The 14,507-nt window shown below is 70.1% G+C and carries 15 protein-coding genes; 4 read left to right on the forward strand and 11 right to left on the reverse strand.

Annotated elements, in window-relative coordinates; all coding sequences use genetic code 11:
- Window positions 1-199 precede the first annotated feature (199 nt).
- Window positions 200-409 carry a hypothetical protein gene (locus StrepF001_RS45930; protein ID WP_165396494.1) on the reverse strand — a complete coding sequence of 70 codons (210 nt, stop codon included), beginning with the start codon at window positions 407-409 and terminating at the stop codon, window positions 200-202.
- On the opposite strand from StrepF001_RS45930, the gene StrepF001_RS38095 reads away from it, so the two are divergent.
- Entirely contained in the window at window positions 408-1,253 is an 846-nt protein-coding gene (locus StrepF001_RS38095) for an LLM class F420-dependent oxidoreductase (RefSeq protein ID WP_129802746.1), read from the forward strand. The two genes, StrepF001_RS45930 and StrepF001_RS38095, sit on opposite strands and share 2 nt — an antisense overlap.
- Before the next feature lie 70 nt (window positions 1,254-1,323).
- Here StrepF001_RS38095 and StrepF001_RS38100 read toward each other — a convergent pair whose 3' ends face one another.
- The 3 genes from StrepF001_RS38100 to StrepF001_RS38110 form a co-directional block, all read right to left on the reverse strand.
- Window positions 1,324-2,325 (reverse strand): glycoside hydrolase family 43 protein, encoded by a 1,002-nt coding sequence (locus tag StrepF001_RS38100; RefSeq protein ID WP_129802777.1) that lies wholly within the window; start codon window positions 2,323-2,325, stop codon window positions 1,324-1,326.
- Between the two features lie 94 nt (window positions 2,326-2,419).
- A complete protein-coding gene (locus StrepF001_RS38105; protein ID WP_129802747.1) occupies window positions 2,420-3,169 on the reverse strand; it encodes a PP2C family serine/threonine-protein phosphatase in 750 nt (249 codons plus the stop codon).
- Between the two features lie 15 nt (window positions 3,170-3,184).
- Window positions 3,185-3,616, reverse strand: coding sequence for an SRPBCC family protein (locus StrepF001_RS38110; protein WP_129802748.1), 432 nt, complete (start codon window positions 3,614-3,616; stop codon window positions 3,185-3,187).
- Window positions 3,617-3,751: 135 nt separating this feature from the next.
- Between StrepF001_RS38110 and StrepF001_RS38115 the strand changes: the two genes are divergently transcribed.
- Window positions 3,752-4,549: a VOC family protein gene (locus tag StrepF001_RS38115; RefSeq protein WP_129802749.1), complete on the forward strand. Its 798-nt coding sequence runs from the start codon at window positions 3,752-3,754 to the stop codon at window positions 4,547-4,549.
- A gap of 73 nt (window positions 4,550-4,622) precedes the next feature.
- Here StrepF001_RS38115 and katG read toward each other — a convergent pair whose 3' ends face one another.
- The 4 genes from katG to rox all read right to left on the reverse strand — a co-directional run bounded on the left by katG (window position 4,623) and on the right by rox (window position 9,437).
- Window positions 4,623-6,839 carry a catalase/peroxidase HPI gene (katG, locus tag StrepF001_RS38120; protein WP_129802750.1) on the reverse strand — a complete coding sequence of 739 codons (2,217 nt, stop codon included), beginning with the start codon at window positions 6,837-6,839 and terminating at the stop codon, window positions 4,623-4,625.
- Between the two features lie 33 nt (window positions 6,840-6,872).
- Window positions 6,873-7,310, reverse strand: coding sequence for a Fur family transcriptional regulator (locus tag StrepF001_RS38125; protein ID WP_129802751.1), 438 nt, complete (start codon window positions 7,308-7,310; stop codon window positions 6,873-6,875).
- A gap of 105 nt (window positions 7,311-7,415) precedes the next feature.
- Window positions 7,416-7,835: a TOBE domain-containing protein gene (locus StrepF001_RS38130; RefSeq protein ID WP_129802752.1), complete on the reverse strand. Its 420-nt coding sequence runs from the start codon at window positions 7,833-7,835 to the stop codon at window positions 7,416-7,418.
- A 150-nt stretch (window positions 7,836-7,985) separates the two neighbouring features.
- Window positions 7,986-9,437: a rifampin monooxygenase gene (gene rox, locus StrepF001_RS38135; RefSeq protein WP_129802753.1), complete on the reverse strand. Its 1,452-nt coding sequence runs from the start codon at window positions 9,435-9,437 to the stop codon at window positions 7,986-7,988.
- A gap of 331 nt (window positions 9,438-9,768) precedes the next feature.
- On the opposite strand from rox, the gene StrepF001_RS38140 reads away from it, so the two are divergent.
- Window positions 9,769-10,449, forward strand: a complete 681-nt coding sequence (locus StrepF001_RS38140; protein ID WP_129802754.1) for a hypothetical protein — start codon at window positions 9,769-9,771, stop codon at window positions 10,447-10,449.
- A 178-nt stretch (window positions 10,450-10,627) separates the two neighbouring features.
- Window positions 10,628-11,272 carry a sigma-70 family RNA polymerase sigma factor gene (locus StrepF001_RS38145; RefSeq protein ID WP_240797847.1) on the forward strand — a complete coding sequence of 215 codons (645 nt, stop codon included), beginning with the start codon at window positions 10,628-10,630 and terminating at the stop codon, window positions 11,270-11,272.
- A 73-nt stretch (window positions 11,273-11,345) separates the two neighbouring features.
- Here the strand turns inward: StrepF001_RS38145 and StrepF001_RS38150 are convergent, their stop codons facing one another.
- The 3 genes from StrepF001_RS38150 to StrepF001_RS38160 all read right to left on the reverse strand — a co-directional run bounded on the left by StrepF001_RS38150 (window position 11,346) and on the right by StrepF001_RS38160 (window position 14,506).
- Entirely contained in the window at window positions 11,346-12,305 is a 960-nt protein-coding gene (locus tag StrepF001_RS38150) for an ATP-binding protein (RefSeq protein ID WP_129802755.1), read from the reverse strand.
- Window positions 12,306-12,432: 127 nt separating this feature from the next.
- A complete protein-coding gene (locus StrepF001_RS38155; protein ID WP_129802756.1) occupies window positions 12,433-13,260 on the reverse strand; it encodes a class I SAM-dependent methyltransferase in 828 nt (275 codons plus the stop codon).
- Between the two features lie 73 nt (window positions 13,261-13,333).
- Window positions 13,334-14,506, reverse strand: coding sequence for a GTP-binding protein (locus StrepF001_RS38160; RefSeq protein ID WP_129802757.1), 1,173 nt, complete (start codon window positions 14,504-14,506; stop codon window positions 13,334-13,336).
- Between the last annotated feature and the right edge of the window lies 1 nt (window position 14,507).

Here is a 14,507-nt window from a genome sequence, read left to right on the forward strand (position 1 = left end):
ACCAGCGGTCCCTGTGCGGCGCCCCCCCCCGAGACGGGGGAGGCTCCACGAGGTCAGCGCGGCCGGTGAGCGGCCAGTAGCAGCAGACAGGAGGTACTCCTGCATGCTCACCCCCCTCCTGCCGGGCGACGACGATCGCGGCCCGCTGGTGACGCGCGTGCTCGTGGTCATGCCGGCGGGCACTCCTGGTTTGCTACGTTCACATCAGCACAGCCATCAGCACGCTGCTCAAGGCTGGGGCCGAGGCGGGCGTCCTGCGCTCGGACGTGGACCCCATCGACGTCGGATTCCCCTCGGCGGCGTCCTCCTGATCACCAGTGACGAAGAACAACGCGACCGCGCGGGCCGCATGCTCGATCTGCTCCTCGACGGGCTCCGCCACCGCGCCGGCTGAACTGGAGACCCCCATGCGACTGGGCGTACACATCACCCGCTTCGACCACCCCGACGGCCCGGCCGCGGAGGCGGCCGGCATCAGCCGGCTCTCCGTCATGGACCACTACTTCCAGATGGAGGCGTACGGGCTCACCGCCACGGAGCCCATGCTGGAGGGCTACACCATCCTCGGCCATCTCGCGGCCCACACCTCCACGACCCGACTTGGCCTGCTGGTCACAGGGGTGACGTACCGTCATCCCGGGCTGCTGGCCAAGATCGTCACCACGCTCGACGTGCTCTCCGGCGGCCGGGCCTTCCTCGGGCTCGGCGCCGCCTGGTACCAGCGTGAGCACACGGGCCTCGGAGTGCCGTTCCCGCCGGTCGCCGAACGTTTCGAGCGGCTGGAGGAGACGCTGCGCATCTGCAAGCAGATGTGGGACCCGCAGAACAACGGCCCCTTCGAGGGCAGGCACTACCAGCTGGCCGAGACGCTCTGCGTCCCGGCACCCGTGAGCCCCCCGCACCCGGAGATCATGCTCGGCGGAGGTGGGGAGAAGAAGACCCTGCGGCTGGTTGCCCAGTACGCGGACGCCTGCAACCTCTTCACCTCCAGCCCGGAGGAGGTCGCGCACAAGCTGAAGGTACTGCGCGGTCACTGCGAGGACGTGGGCCGCGACTACGGAACCATCCGCAAGACCGTCCTCCACCTGGACCCCAGCGGTACGCTCGACGGCTTTGCCGAGGCCATGGCCGGGTACGCCGAGCTGGGCATCGACGAGGCCATCGTCGCCCCGCCGGTCAGCGCCGTCGCCCAGTGGATCGAGCGCTGTGCCGCGCCGGCGGCGAACGCGGTGGCCGAGCTGGGCGGCGCATGAGTCTCCGGTCGGCAGAGCCACCGTCGCTCAATGGCGGTCGGACTCAGCCGTGGTCCTGCTGGACTCGTCGTCATCCGCCACCATCGAGGTCGGCACGTCTGCGGAGGATCCGTAGCTCGTGGCCGAGGAGCTGCATCTCGTACAGCTTCCCGCGGGCGTTGTCGAAGGGGCGGTGGAGGACCATCATCAGCCGGCCGTCGAAGGTGTGGAACAGCATGCCGTGACCGCTGTCGTCGCGGACGAACGGCCGGTGCTGCTGCCAAGGCCCTGCAAGATTGCCGGACTTCGAGACGGCATAGGTCTGCACATAGCCGCCGCCGATGGTGCCGTCCTGGCCCGTCATGTTCTTTTCGTACGTGGACCACAGCATGATCAGGGAGCCGTCAGGGGTGCGGTACAGCTGCGGGCCGTCGGTGACATAGGGCGGGAGCTGATGCGGTACGCCGCCGGGGATCTGCTCGCTGAGCCAGAACGCGTCCGACGCCTTGAACAGGAAGACCGGGTCTCCGACGGTTCTCGACAGGTCCGGGGCGAGTCGGATCGCCTCCATCGTTCCGTCGATGGTCTGCAGCCACTCGTGTGCGTACACCATCCAGGGCTGCCCGGACGGGTCGACGTAGAGCGTGCCGTCGAGGGTCATGAGGTGTTCGGGCGGGGTGGGGCGTGACGGGTCGATGACGGTGAAGGGCCCCAGCAGTGAGTCGGAAACGGCGATGATCGTGCCGCGCATGTGGTTCGCGAGCTGGAAGGGGGTGCCCCATTGGCCGGGTGGTGGTACCGGAAGCGGCTTGCTCTGGCTGTGCAGGGTGGTGAACAGGTAGTACCTGCCGCCCCATTCGTGCACCTCCGGCGCCCAACCACCGTCGGTCGCCCAGATTCCCTTCTGTTCGACGGTCAGGAACACCACCACAGGGCGCATCCAGTCGCGCAGGTCGTGGCTGCGGTAGACCATCGTGCCGGTGCCGTCCACGCCCGATACCGAGGGGTCGTTGGATGTGTAGAGGTGGTAGGTGCGGGTCTTCTCGTCGGCGACGATGAACGGATCGTGCAGCGGCATGCCGGGAAGCCGCATCAGCTCGGTGTCAGCCACGGGCGAAGAATACGTCGGCCTTCCTGGCGAGGCAGCGGGGCAAGCGGTACGCGCTCGTGATCGGCGGTCAGCAGCTCTACTCGTCGCCGACGCGTACCACCGCCAGCGTGATGTTGTCGGGGCCGCCCGCCTCGATGGCGGCCTTCCACAGCTCGAAGGCCGCACGTCCGTCGTCGTGCTTCCGCAGCACCTCGTCGAGGACGTCCGTCGTCAGCGGGTCGGTCAGACCGTCTGTGCAGATGAGGTAGCGATCGCCGGGTGACAGGGACTCGGTCGTCACATGGGGGACGACGGCGCGGTGGACGGGGCTGCCGCCCAGGCACTGGGTGACCACGGACGTGGTGCGCTGCCCGGGTTCGAGCGGTGGGCTGTCGTCGATGCTCACCTGGCGCAGCCTGCCGTGCGAGGCCGCGTAGACCCGGCTGTCACCGACGTTGAACGCCAGCAGCGAGTCGCGTTGTACGACGACTCCGGCCACCGTCGTCCCCATGGTCGCCAGCTCGCTTTCCACGTCGCCGCCGGCCGCCTCGAAAACGGCGCGGTTGCAGGCGTGCAGGGCGCTGCATACGGCGTCCTCGCTGCTCAGGGCGGGACCGATCGACGCGATCCGGCGGGCCACCAGGGCGCTGGCCACCTCGCCGCCGGGATGCCCGCCGAGGCCGTCGGCGACGGCGACGACGAGGGGCGTCCCGAGCGGGAAGACCAGGGTCTGCGGACTCTCGGTCACGGTGGCGCACAGCGTCCACGGGCCGATGACGAGGCTATCCTCGTTCCGGTCACGCAGCAGCCCGGGATGGCTCAGCGCGCTCACGGCGACGTACGGCATGCGGCGCCACCCCGCTCACCGTTCTTGTTCCACGTACTCCTTGAAGTGCTCCAGATCGCTGCGGACGAGCCGCTCGATCGCATTCGCCTGGGCGAATCCCTTCGGCCCGCCGAAGGTCTCCCTGATCGTGCCGGGGTCGTACTCGAGCCGTGCCTGGACCCGGGTGTGGTTCTGGTCGATGGGCTGCAGCGAGAAGGAGCCCGCCAGCTCGGGGGCGCCCGCGGTGTGCCACTCCATCACGCGTTCGTCGCCGTGGTCGGAGACCTCGGCGTCGAACTCCCGGGCCCGTCCGCCGGCCTCGACGTCCAGATGCGCTCGGCCTCCCGCGTCCGTGCGGGCGGCGCGTACTCCCTCCACGAAGCGTGGATAATTCTCCACCCGGTGCAGGCTCTCCCAGGCCTTGTCGACCGGGACTCCGACGTCGACATGTTCTTCGAGGGTGCTCACGGCCCACCTCCATGTGCGGATCATGACGGATGGCCTTCCGCTTCCAGTGTGCGCCCGGCACCGGCCGGTCGCCGGGTGATTGTCAGTGCCGGGTGCCACGCTGAGGTCACACAGGATCTGCGAAAGGGAATCGCCGTGATCACCACTGACTTCGTCCCCGGCTCCCCCTGTTGGCTCGACCTCGGTGCCCCCGACGTGCGGGCCACCGCGGCCTTCTACGGCGCGGTGCTCGGCTGGGAGTACGAGTCCATGGGGGAGGGGGAGGACATGGAAGGCGGGATGTTCCGGAAGGACGGCAAGATCGTCGCCGGGCTCGGCAAGCTGACCGAGGAGGGTGCCCGCTCGGCCTGGATGATCTACTACTGCGTCACCGACGCGGACGCCACGACCCAGGCCGTGGAGCGTGCGGGCGGCACGGTGCGGGTGGCGCCGATGGACCTCGACGAGTGGGGCCGGATGGCGCAGTACAGCGATCCGCTGGGGGGCCAGTTCGCCGTCTGGCAGCCGGGGACGAACAAGGGCGTCGAGCTGGTGGACCAGCCGGGCTCGCTGTCGTGGACCGAGCTGTACACGAGCGACGCCGCGGCTGCGAAGGAGTTCTACGGCGGTGTCTTCGGCTGGCAGTTCAGTGACATGGAGCTGCCGGGCGGCGGGGGTACGTACTCCCTCATCACTCCCGCCGGGCTTCCCGAGGAGCGTATGCACGGCGGTGTCATGGAGCTCCCGAAGGAGAACCTTGCGCCGGCGAACGGGAGGCCGTACTGGCACCCCGTCTTCGCCGTCGCCGACTGCGACGCCGCGGTCGCCGCGGTCACCGAGAACGGCGGCAGCGTGCAGATGGGGCCGGAGGACGCGGAGGGTGTCGGCCGGCTGGCCGTCTGTCTCGACCCGTCGAGCGCGGACTTCGTGGTGCTCACCCCGAGCACGAGTTGAACCCGGGAGACCGGACGTCCGGGCCGGCCCCTGCGGACCGGCCCGGACGTCGTGGTCGGAATGATCGGAATGATCAGACGAGGTCGAACCGGTCCAGGTCCATGACCTTGTTCCACGCCGCGACGAAGTCGTTCACGAACTTCTCCTTCGCGTCATCGCTGGCGTAGACCTCCGCCAGGGCGCGCAGCTCGGAGTTCGAGCCGAAGACCAGGTCGGCGCGGGTGCCGGCCCACTTGACCTCGCCCGTGGCCGCGTCGCGGCCCTCGAACGTGGTCTGGTCCTCGGACGTAGCCTTCCACGTCGTACCCAGGTCGAGCAGGTTGACGAAGAAGTCGTTGGTCAGAGCGCCGGGCGTGTCGGTGAAGACGCCGAGCGGCGACTGCTGGTGGTTCGCGCCCAGGACGCGCAGGCCACCGACGAGGGCCGTCATCTCGGGGGCGCTCAGGGTCAGCAGGTTCGCCCGGTCCAGGAGCAGGTACTCGGCGGGCAGCCGGTTGCCCTTGCCGAGGTAGTTGCGGAACCCGTCGGCGGTCGGCTCGAGCGCGGCGAACGATTCTACGTCCGTCTGCTCCTGCGAGGCGTCCACGCGGCCCGGCGTGAAGGGGACCTCGATGTCGAAGCCGCCGTCCTTGGCGGCCTTCTCGATCGCGGCGCCACCGGCGAGCACGATCAGATCGGCCAGGGACACCTTCTTGGCGCCGGAGTTGAAGTCCCGCTGGATGCCCTCCAGCGTGCGCAGCACCGTCGCCAGCTGGTCGGGCTCGTTGACCTCCCAGCCGCGCTGCGGCTCGAGGCGGATGCGGGCGCCGTTGGCGCCGCCGCGCTTGTCGCTGCCGCGGAAGGTGGAGGCCGACGCCCAGGCGGTGGACACCAGCTCGGAGACCGAGAGGTCCGAGTCGAGGATCTTGGCCTTGAGCACCGGGATGTCCTCGGCGTCGACGACCTCGCCCTCCGCCTCGGGCAGCGGGTCCTGCCACAGCAGGGTCTCCTCCGGGACCTCCGGGCCGAGGTACAGCGACTTCGGGCCCATGTCGCGATGGGTCAGCTTGTACCAGGCGCGGGCGAAGGCGTCCGCGAATTCCTCCGGGTTCTCGTAGAACCGGCGGGAGATCGGCTCGTAGATCGGGTCGAAGCGCAGCGACAGGTCGGTGGTGAGCATCATCGGGCGGTGCTTCTTCGACGGGTCGTGCGCGTCGGGGACGATCTCCGGGGCGTCCTTGGCCACCCACTGGTGGGCGCCGGCAGGGCTCTGGGTGAGCTCGTACTCGTACTCGAAGAGGTTCTTGAAGAACCCGTTGCTCCACTGGGTCGGCGTGGTGGTCCAGGTGACCTCCAGACCAGAGGTGATGGCGTCCGCGCCCTTGCCGGTGCCGTGGGTGCTCTTCCAGCCCAGGCCCTGCTCCTCCATGGAGGCGGCCTCGGGGTCGTTGCCGACGTGGTCCGCAGGGCCGGCGCCGTGGGTCTTGCCGAAGGTGTGGCCACCGGCGATCAGGGCGACGGTCTCCTCGTCGTTCATCGCCATCCGGCCGAACGTCTCACGGATGTCGCGGGCCGCGGCGATCGGGTCCGGGTTGCCGTTCGGGCCCTCCGGGTTGACGTAGATCAGGCCCATCTGGACCGCGCCGAGCGGGTTCTCCAGCTCCCGGTCGCCGGTGTAGCGCTTGTCGTCGAGCCAGGTGGTCTCGGGACCCCAGTACACGTCCTCCTCCGGCTCCCAGACGTCCTCGCGGCCACCGCCGAAGCCGAAGGTCTTGAAGCCCATCTGCTCCAGGGCGACGTTGCCGGTGAGGATCATCAGGTCGGCCCAGGAGATGCTCTGGCCGTACTTCTTCTTGACCGGCCACAGCAGACGGCGCGCCTTGTCGAGGTTGCCGTTGTCCGGCCAGCTGTTGAGCGGGGCGAAGCGCTGCTGTCCGGCGCCGGCGCCACCGCGGCCGTCGCTGGTCCGGTAGGTGCCCGCGCTGTGCCAGGCCATACGGATCATCAGCGGGCCGTAGTTGCCGAAGTCGGCGGGCCACCAGTCCTGCGAGGTGGTCAGCACCTCGGCGATGTCCCGTTTCACGGCCGCGAGGTCGAGGGCCTTGAACGCCTCGGCGTAGTCGAACTCCTCGCCGAGCGGGTTGGCCACGGCGGGGTTCTTGGCGAGGATCTTCAGGTTGAGGCGCTCCGGCCACCACTGGCGGTTGCCGCCGCCCTGAGTCGGGTGCGCGGCGCGCCCGTGTGCGACCGGGCAGCCGCCTGTGGTCTCCGCCTTGGGGTCGGTGACGATTGCATCGGGGTTCTCAGCCATGGAAATCCTTCCGGACGTGGTGGATCACGGTGCTCAGGTACTGCGGCGGGTGGAACAGCCGGGGCACACGCCCCAGTAGATGACCTCGGCCTCGTCGATCGAGAAGCCGTGGTCGTCGGACGCGGTCAGACAGGGGGCATCGCCGCGCGCGCAGTCGACATCGGCGACGGCACCGCACGACCGGCAGATGACGTGGTGGTGGTTGTCCCCGACGCGCCCCTCGAACCGGGCCGGACTGCCGGCCGGTTCGATGCGGCGCAGAAGTCCCGCCGCAGTGAGGGCGTGGAGGGCCTCGTACACGGCTTGGAGGGAGACATGGCCGACGCGGTCGCGCACGCCGGAGGCGATCGCCTCGACGCCGAGGTGGTCACCGGCCCGGACGGTCTCGAGCAGCGCGACACGGGCGGCCGTCACCCGCAGGCCGGCACCGCGCAACTCCTCAGCGGTGGTTGGGGGCCGGGATGCGGTCATGCCGCCGAACCTACCCTCAAGAACACGAACGGTTCAAGAAAACGAATGGTTCTAATTTTGTGGCGTGTCGTGCGCGTTCCTCCGCCGCCCCGGCCGCAGTTCGGATCAGTCGACCGCGAGTGAGACCTCCGTCGCCTTGATCAACGCGACGACGGAGGAGTCCGGTTCCAGGCCGAGTTCGGCCACCGCTTCCTTGGTGATCGCGGAGGTCAGCTCCCCGCCTTCCGTCGCGATCCGGACGGAGGCCATGGCGCCGCCCGTCGTGATCTCCCGCACGGTACCGCGCAGCCTGTTGCGGATGGACAGGCCGTCCACACTGCCGGTGGCGAGGGCGACCTCCGTGGACTTGACGAGGGCGCGCACGGCGGACCCCTCGGCGAGACCGAGGTCGCGCACCGCCTCCCGGGTGATCGCCGCGGTGATGTCCTGACCTCCGTCGAGGCGGACGGTCACAGTCGCCATGGCCTCGCCGGTGGTGACGGCGGTGACGGTGCCGGGCAGTTGATTGCGGATGCTCAGGCTCACGACGGAACACCTCTAAAGGGGATGTACTTCTCGGATCAGGGCATAATGCAGCCTTACGGTAGCCCCGTCAGCCCTGTCCGAACGGGTACGACGACCCAGTTGGGGCTGAGGGCGTACCCCCTCCCGTCCTTTCGAGCCACACCTGTGCGCTCAGCCGGCGGCAGCGCCGAACCACTCGGGCAGTCGGCCGAGCAGATCCTGCTGGTCCTCACCGACCCACGCCACGTGGCCGTCCGGCCGCAGCAGCACCGCGGGCACGTCCAGTTCCTCGCTGATGTCGACGACGTGGTCGACCCGGTCTGCCCAGCCCGCCACCGAGAGTCGACCGGTCTGGTCCAGCAGCAGCCCGCGGCCGCCGTGCATCAGCTCGTAGAGTCGCCCCCGCTTCAGCTCCACGTCCCGCATCCGCCGGCCGAGCAGGTCATGCCCCTCGCCGAAGTCGTAGCGGACCCCCATCGCAGTGATCTTCTCGATCAGGTACCGGTTCACCTCCTCGAAGTCCATGAGCTCCGACACCAGTCGGCGCACCGCCTGGGGGCCCGGCTCGGTGGACATCAGCTCCATCTGTGCGCGGGTGTTGTCCAGCACGTCGGCGGCCACCGGGTGCCGTTCGGTGTGGTAGCTGTCCAACAGCCCCTCCGGTGCCCAGCCGTTCACCTCGGCGGCCAGTTTCCAGCCGAGGTTGAACGCGTCCTGGATACCGAGGTTGAGCCCCTGTCCGCCGGTCGGCGGGTGGATGTGCGCCGCGTCGCCGGCCAGCAGCACCCGGCCGACCCGGTAGCGCTCGGCCTGCCGGGTGGCGTTGCCGAAGCGGGACAGCCAGCGCGGTGAGTGCACGCCGAAGTCGGTGCCGGCGACCGCCCGCAGCTGTTGCTTGAACTCGTCGAGGGTCGGCGGGATCGTACGGTCCTCGGCCAGCCCCTCGGCGGGTACGACGACGCGGTACACCCCGTCCTCTCCGAAGGGCGTGGCGCCGAACCGCTTCTGGGTCTTGTTGACCTCGGTCACCGCGGCGGCCAGTTCCTCCGCCGGTACGGCCACCTCCATCTCGCCCAGCAGCGTCTCGACCGTGGAGGGCTCGCCGGGGAAACCGACGCCGAGCAGCTTGCGCACCGTGCTGCGGCCGCCGTCGCAGCCGACCAGGTAGCGCGAGCGCAGCCGCGTGCCTCCCCCGCCGGCTACGCCCCCATTGGCCAGCTCGACGGTCACCCCGTGGTCGTCCTGGCTCAGCCCGACCACTTCGCAGCCGCGCCGGATCTCGGCGCCGAGCTCGGTGGCGCGCTCGGCCAGCAGGCGGTCGGTGGTGGGCTGCGGGATGCCGAGAACGTAGCCGTGCGCGGTGTCCAGCCGGTCGGGCGAGGGCTTGGCGATGGCGGCGAAGAAACCGCCGAGCGGGTACTGCTTGCCGTGCGCGAGGAACCGCTCCAGCAGACCGCGCTGGTCCATCACCTCGATGCTGCGCACGTGCAGGCCGAGCGCGCGGACATACCGGGTCGGCTCCGCCTCCTTCTCCAGCACGACCGCGTGCACGCCGTGCAGCCGCAACTCGCCGGCCAGCATCAAGCCGGTCGGTCCGCCGCCGGCAACGATCACGTCAAACATGAAACCCCCCATTCGACAAGGCTGTCGGCCAGCTGCTCCGCGCCGTCCGGACGGACAAGGGAATACACGCTTCGCGAATCCCTGATTTCCGCGGTTTCTGGCCCTCGGCCGGAGATTCTGCGGCACGACCCGGGTCTTGCCGCAAGGCCCCCCGTGCGCTATATGTTGAGAGTGGCAAGGAGTGGGTAACCTCCTTGCCTTTCCCATTTGTTGTGGCACGTCCGGCATGTGCATGTGGCTCGTATCACATGGCTCGGATTGAGTGGCGGACCCCGCCGATTTCCGTACCTACGGGTGACACCGGGACGCCGGATGCAAGGATGAGGCCGTCATGACTGCTGGGTGGTGTTCTCGCACGGTTCGGGCCGCGGTGTTCGCGGCCGTCTGTGTGCTGCTCGCCGCCCTGGGCCACGTACTGATGTCCGGCAGTCATGTGCCCTGGTGGGCGCTGGCCGGCGGCGCCGCCGTGACCGCCGGCGGGGGGTGGTGTCTGGCGGGCCGGGAACGCGGGCTGCCGCTGATCGTGGCCGTCGTGGCCACCGCCCAGACGGCGCTGCACTCGGCGTTCTCCCTCGCGCAGTCGGCGACCGGGGGACAGCACACCGTGCCCTCGGACACGGGTGCCGTGGGCCACGACATGTCCGCCGCGCACATGTCCTCGATGCACATGGGCTCGATGCCCATGCACTCGATGGACGCTATGGACCTGGGCCATACCGCGGGCCACGCCATGGGCGGCTCGTCCTCGTCAGGGATGATCGCCGCCCACCTGCTGGCCGCACTGCTGTCCGGCCTGTGGCTCGCCCACGGCGAGCGTGCCGCCTTCCGTATTCTGCGCGCCGTGGCCGGATGGCTGGCGGCGCCGCTGCGGCTGCCGCTCGCCGTGCCCGCCCCGCCGCAGGCCCCGCGCCCACGGCCGCGGCGGCGCAGTTCGGCACGGTCACCGCGCCGACTCCTCCTCGTCCACGCGATCACCTTGCGGGGTCCGCCCCTGGGGACTGCTGTCGTCTGACGACAGCCGGCTTCCCGAGGCGGCCCCGAGGCGCCTCGGGCCACGGTCGTACGCCCGCGCGGGCATCAGGACGCCCCGCAGGGTCCCGTACGGCCTGAATCCCCACTCGCCGGATCCCGCCGCAGCGTGCCTGTGCGCGCCGCCGGCCGGGCTCCCGGATGACCGAGAAGGACACCAGGTGATCACTCCTGCCCTGCCCGCCTCGTACGAGAAACGACGCGAGACGTTCCGCGCGCGAACCGAGGACCACGGGACCGAGACCGCCGACGAGTCGATTACCGCCTGGGCGCTTGCCGCCCGCGGCGGCGACCCGGACGCCGTCGACCACTTCGTCCGTGCCCTGCACCGCGACGTCCTGCGCTACGTCGCCCATCTGTGCGCCGACCCCCAGGCCGTCGACGACCTGGCGCAGGACACGTTTCTGCGGGCGCTCGGCAGCCTGCACCGATTCGAGGGCCGCTCCTCCGCGCGTGCCTGGCTGCTGTCCATCGCCCGCCGTGCGGTGATCGACAGCTACCGGTACGCCTCCGCCCGGCCGCGTCTGAGTGACGTACCGGACTGGCGGCTGGCCGTGGAGCTGGCCCAGCCGCGCGATCTGCCGGGCTTCGACGACGGCATCGCCCTGCTCGACCTGCTCGCGGCGCTGCCGGAGGAGCGCCGGGAGGCGTTCGTCCTCACCCAGCTGCTCGGGCTGCCGTACGCGGAGGTCGCCGAGTTGACCGACTGCCCGGTCGGGACGGTCCGGTCCCGGGTCAACCGGGCCCGCACCGCGCTCATCGACCTGCTCGCCGCGGCGGACGAGCCCGCCGCGCTGGCCGCCTGAGCGACGACCAAGGGTGCCGACGGCCGCCGTGGAGGCGGCCGTCGGCACCCTTGTGTGCGTGCGGCGCGGCCGGTCAGGCAAAGGCCGCGAGCGCCGCGGGGCCGTGCCGGAAGTCGGGGTCGACCTGGGCGGTGAGGTCGTGGCCGGTGGCGTCGTTGGCCCAGGCGGCGGCGTTGCGCAGGTGGAACTCGACGGCGTGCCGTTGGAAGGTCGCCCAGTCCTTGGGGCGGGCGTCCACCGCGGCGCGCAGCCGGTCCAGCGCACGGGCGTTGTGCGGCTCCAGCTCGCCGTGCCCGCGGCCCTGCTCCTGGGCTCGGACCCAGGCGGACTGCTCGCAGTGGGCGACCAGGTCGTCGCCGATGTGCAGCCGGAGGAAGTCGAGGTCGTCCTCGCCGGTGACCTTGTTGCCGACCACGCCGATCGGAATGCCGAACTCGGCGGCGTGGTCGCGGTACTGGCGGTAGACGGAGACGCTCTTGCGGGTCGGCTCCACCACCAGGAACGTCATGTCGAAGCGGGTGAACAGACCGGAGGCGAAGGCGTCGGCGCCGGCCGTCATGTCGACGACGACGTACTCGCCGCGGCCGTCCACCAGGTGGTTGAGGTAGAGCTCGACCGCGCCGAGCTTGGAGTGGTAGCAGGCGACGCCGAGATCCCTCTCGTCGAAGGCGCCGGTCACCATCACCGGGACCTCGCCCACCCGCTGCACGTGCCGGGCGTGGATCTCGTCGTCGCCCAGCAGCCGCAGCAGCCGTGAGCCGCGTCCCGCCGGGGTCGTCTTGACCATGGCGTCGCGGGAGACGATCCGCGGGTTGGTGCCGCGCAGGTAGTCCTTGATCTCGCCGGTGTGGGCGCTGAGCGGCGGGGCGGCGAACATCTCCTCCTCGTCGAGGCCGAGGGCGTACGCCAAGTGCTGGTTGATGTCGCCGTCGACGGCGACCACGGGCGCCCCCGAACGTGCCAGCCGGCGGGAGAAGAGGGCGGACAGAGTGGTCTTGCCACTGCCGCCCTTGCCGACGAACGCCACACGCATCGCTAACCGCTCCTATTGGAAATGGATGTCGTCTCCATAGGGTGGAGAGGTCAGGGTGGGGTGTCAAATCGGCAGGCACCCAACTGGCCTGCGAAATAGGCGAGTCGGGCGCCGTGTGGTCACTCGGTCAGGGGAGTCGGAGCAGGTTGATCCGGTACTCCTCCACCTGCGGCAGCCGCTGGGCCTTGAGGCCGCTGAGCATCTCCTGATACGCCGCCGGCAGTTCGTCGTACATCGTGGTGGGGAGGCTGGTGAGCGTGTGGGAGGCGAGCAGTCGGGTCCCCGGTCGCCAGTCGGTGAGTTCGGCCGGATCCGCGCACGACCACTGCATCTTGGCGTCGACCTTGCTGAGCGCGTCGTGCTGGTCCTGGGTGGTGATGATCCCGGGACCGGCGGTGTCCAGGGCGAGCAGCGCACCGGGGAAGCGCTCGGCGAGCAGGTTGAGGACCTTACGCACCTCCGCCTCGGGCAGGTAGGGCAGTACCGCTTCGGCGGCGAGGAAGAAGGGGCCGTCCGACTGTGCGGCGACGGAGTCGGCCCATGCCTCGTCCGTCACCGACGCGGCGATCATCGTGCGGCGGGCAGTGTCGGTGAAGAACGTCCGGCGCAGGTCGATCGCGTCGGGCAGGTCGAGGTCGAACCAGCGGGCGCGGCCGGTGCCGACGCGCTCGTACCGGGTGTTGAGGCCCGTGCCGATCTCGACGACCGTGCCGTCCGGGTGTTCGGTCAGGAAGTCGGCCACCCACCGGTCGAACAGGCTGGTGCGCAGGACCGTGCCGATGAGGCTCGGTCCGTTGTCGAAGCGGGCGAAGTCGTAGTCGATCGAGGCCACGATCTCCTCGGCCCGGGCGTCGCGCAGTGCGGCGCCCTTCTTGCGGCTTTCCACCGCGCGTCCGTACAGCGGGATGAGCAGGGTCTCCTGAACCGTGCCCAGACGTACACCGTGCTCTGTCATGGCAGTCTCCCGTTTCGGTGTCCGTACCGGGTCGGGCGGTGCCGTGGCTGCGTCCACCGCCCGACCCGGGGTCTCAGGTCCCCGCCATGGCGGGGGAGTGCTCGTGGTCGCAGGTGTCGTCGAGGCCGTAGGTGTCCCAGGCGGGGAACGGGTCGTCGGACGGCGGTTCCTCGCCGTCGTGCATCAGGCACTCGGCCAGTGCGGTGTGCAGGGCGCCGGCCTTCAGCTCCGTACCGATGAAGACCAGTTCCTGAGCGTACGGGGCCTCCTCGTCGCGTGCGGCGGACGGCTCGAAGCGGGCGACGGAACCGGCCTGCGACCACAGGCCCGTCACCTGCGGGCGGCTCGCCAGGGTGAAGAAGCCCTTGGAGCGCAGAATCCGCCCGTGGTCGCCGCCGTCCAGCTCCTGGGTCACGAAGGTCCACAACCGCCCGGGATGGAAAGGCAGTTCGGAGCGGAACACGGTCGAGGAGATGCCGTACTCCTCCGTCTCCGGAACATGGTCCCCGTTGAGCTCCCGGACCCAGCCCGGCGCCTGCTGGGCGCGCTCCAGGTCGAACAGGCCGGTGTCCAGGACCTGTTGGAGGTCGATCCGGCCGTGGGTGGCGGGGACGACGCGGGCGGCCGGGTTGAGGCGTGCGAGGGTCGCCCGCAGCCGGTCGGCGGTGGCGGCGTCCACCAGGTCGAGCTTGTTGAGCACGATGACGTCGGCGAACTCGACCTGGTCCATCAGCAGGTCGCTGACGGTGCGCTCGTCGTCCTCGTACTGGTCCAGGCCGCGTTCGACGAGCTCGTCGCCGCTCGCCAGCTCTGCCAGGAAGTTCGCTGCGTCGACGACGGTGACCATGGTGTCCAGGCGGGCCAGATCGCCGAGGGTGGCGCCGTCGTCGCGGGCGAACGCGAAGGTGGCGGCCACCGGCATCGGCTCGGAGATGCCGGACGACTCGATCAGCAGGTGGTCGAAGCGGCCCTCACGGGCCAGCCGGTCGACCTCCTCCAGGAGGTCGTCGCGCAGGGTGCAGCAGATGCACCCGTTGGTCATCTCGACCAGCCGCTCCTCGGTGCGCGACAGCGCGGCCTCGCCGCCGCGCACCAGCGTGGCATCGATGTTGATCTCGCTCATGTCGTTGACGATCACGGCGACGCGCAGCCCTTCGCGACTGGCGAGGACGTGGTTGAGCAGCGTGGTCTTGCCCGCTCCGAGGAAACCGGACAGGACGGTGACGGGCAGTCGGCCGTACGGCATC

It is taken from the genome of Streptomyces sp. F001, from assembly GCF_004187715.1.
GTDB classification, from domain to species: Bacteria; Actinomycetota; Actinomycetes; order Streptomycetales; family Streptomycetaceae; genus Streptomyces; species Streptomyces flavusporus.

Bases quoted from the DNA above. Each gene is read 5' to 3' on its own strand.
- StrepF001_RS38095 (WP_129802746.1), top strand. From the start codon at position 408: ATGCGACTGGGCGTACACATCACCCGCTTCGACCACCCCGACGGCCCG.
- StrepF001_RS45930 (WP_165396494.1), bottom strand. From the start codon at position 409: ATGGGGGTCTCCAGTTCAGCCGGCGCGGTGGCGGAGCCCGTCGAGGAG.
- StrepF001_RS38100 (WP_129802777.1), bottom strand. From the start codon at position 2,325: ATGCGGCTTCCCGGCATGCCGCTGCACGATCCGTTCATCGTCGCCGAC.
- StrepF001_RS38105 (WP_129802747.1), bottom strand. From the start codon at position 3,169: ATGCCGTACGTCGCCGTGAGCGCGCTGAGCCATCCCGGGCTGCTGCGT.
- katG (WP_129802750.1), bottom strand. From the start codon at position 6,839: ATGGCTGAGAACCCCGATGCAATCGTCACCGACCCCAAGGCGGAGACC.
- StrepF001_RS38125 (WP_129802751.1), bottom strand. From the start codon at position 7,310: ATGACCGCATCCCGGCCCCCAACCACCGCTGAGGAGTTGCGCGGTGCC.
- rox (WP_129802753.1), bottom strand. From the start codon at position 9,437: ATGTTTGACGTGATCGTTGCCGGCGGCGGACCGACCGGCTTGATGCTG.
- StrepF001_RS38140 (WP_129802754.1), top strand. From the start codon at position 9,769: ATGACTGCTGGGTGGTGTTCTCGCACGGTTCGGGCCGCGGTGTTCGCG.
- StrepF001_RS38150 (WP_129802755.1), bottom strand. From the start codon at position 12,305: ATGCGTGTGGCGTTCGTCGGCAAGGGCGGCAGTGGCAAGACCACTCTG.
- StrepF001_RS38155 (WP_129802756.1), bottom strand. From the start codon at position 13,260: ATGACAGAGCACGGTGTACGTCTGGGCACGGTTCAGGAGACCCTGCTC.
- StrepF001_RS38160 (WP_129802757.1), bottom strand. From the start codon at position 14,506: ATGCCGTACGGCCGACTGCCCGTCACCGTCCTGTCCGGTTTCCTCGGA.